This is a genomic window from Bacillus cereus group sp. BfR-BA-01355 (genome assembly GCF_022663675.1).
GTDB classification, from domain to species: domain Bacteria; phylum Bacillota; class Bacilli; order Bacillales; family Bacillaceae_G; genus Bacillus_A; species Bacillus_A thuringiensis_S.
Genome location: NZ_JAKUFY010000249.1, coordinates 1 through 1,679, shown reverse-complemented (window position 1 = coordinate 1,679; position 1,679 = coordinate 1). Strand labels below are relative to the sequence as shown.

Below are 1,679 nucleotides of genomic sequence, written 5' to 3'. Positions count from 1 at the left end.
AGTCTAAACTTTCACTTTGACGTATTTGTTGAAGCAAGAAACTATAAACTAATATTTATTAGTTTACTTTGGAACTTTTTATAAAAATTTGTATAAAATAGAGTGAAATTAGAGATGTATTAAGATGAAAATGGTATTTTTTCAAACAAAAAACCTAGTAAAAACTAGGTTTTTTGTTTAACTCATTTATGTTCTACATAAGAAATCCCAAAATAAAAAATTCATTTAAAATATTTACATTCTAACACTTTTATGAAATCCAACATAAAATGCTATGAGCATTTACAACATAGTTTTGGTCATTAATAAAAAAGCCACAGTAATTGCTTTGGTTTTTCTTATTGGAACTGTGAAAGTAAACTTCTATTCATTAGTTTACATTGGAACTTTTTATTATTTGTTGTATAAAATAGCATGAAATTAAAAGTGTATTAAGGTGAAAAAATGTATTTTTTTAAACAAAAAGCTTAGTTTTTACTAGGCTTTTTGTTTAACTTATTTATATTCTATATGGGTTAGCACCAACATGGTACGAATTTCATAGACTAAGAAGTTAGTGAAACACTTTCTATATCTTCACAACTTATGAATGTATAAATAGTAGACTCTGGTGTTATAGAGCCTTCTTCTTCCAATATAACTAAACAAAGAGTTTGATTTAATCCTAGAAAAGTAGCAGGTCCAATAATTTGTCCAGATCTAGTTGTAATTGTAACGACAGTTCCTATTGGCCAAGAAGTAAATAAAAAACAAGCTATGCCCGTACAATTTGCCATTTTTGTCCCTCCGAAATTTTAATATATATGTTTATGATGTAGATATCTTTAATGTATGTATTAAAATACTAAAACGTTTGGACAAATAGAGAAAGGACACCCTAAAGCGTTCCTCTGACCTGAAATACGCACGATACTTTTAATAATAAATACATAACAAATCCTAAAGTAAAACATTTATTAAAAAGCTTTACATTTTAATACTTTTTAAAAATTCAACGTATAATGCTATGAGCATTTACAACATAGTCTTGGTCGACAAAAAGAAAAACCAAAGCAATTGTTGTGGTTTTTCTTAATGATACAGTGAAAGTAAACTAATATTCAAAAGCTTACTTTTGAATATTGTATTATTACTGGATAAGTAGTTTAGACTTTCATGTCCCTTTATTGAGACATGAAAGTACCTACAAAATTTATGATAATGGCTATTTATCAACGATTGTTCATGAAATTTTAGTTTAGACTTTTATGTCTTTCTGCAGTTGTAAAAATGGACAAAGACATAAAAATGGATATTTCTATACCTATCATTGTTTTTGAACAAGAAAAGTTGATGCTTCCAAACAGCTAGATAACTGAGTTAAAGTAGTCTTAGCGACATTTTGGCTCATCCATACACATAAAGCGACTAAATCTTTTGATTGATATTTACTGGTTCTTTTTACAAAACCAACATCTCTAGCAAGATTCCGTAAGGTATTTAGAGATAAAAAAACTTGAATTTCTTGAGCAAATAGTTGTAATTCGTCAGACACAGAAACAGACATAAAAAACGCCATCCTTTCCTATTGGAGTGAACCCTTAGAATGAGACGAAAAAAACACCTCTCTAAATCGTAAGTATCAGTTATGATTTTAATGGAGGTGTTTTTCTTATGGGGAAAAAGACGCATTATCCCGC

At 28.4% G+C, this 1,679-nt stretch carries 1 protein-coding gene and 1 pseudogene; both read right to left on the bottom strand.

What is annotated here, in order from left to right; genetic code table 11:
- Positions 1-545: 545 nt before the first annotated feature.
- On the bottom strand, positions 546-776 hold the full coding sequence (locus tag MR167_RS31365; protein WP_149185827.1) for a CGEA protein: 231 nt from the start codon (positions 774-776) through the stop codon (positions 546-548).
- 551 nt (positions 777-1,327) lie between these two features.
- Positions 1,328-1,546 (bottom strand): annotated as a pseudogene (locus MR167_RS31360) (IS4 family transposase); the annotation flags it as partial.
- Between the last annotated feature and the right edge of the window lie 133 nt (positions 1,547-1,679).

What these genes read in the sequence shown, in the direction of transcription:
- MR167_RS31365 (WP_149185827.1), bottom strand. Translation starts at nt 776, where the DNA reads ATGGCAAATTGTACGGGCATAGCTTGTTTTTTATTTACTTCTTGGCCA.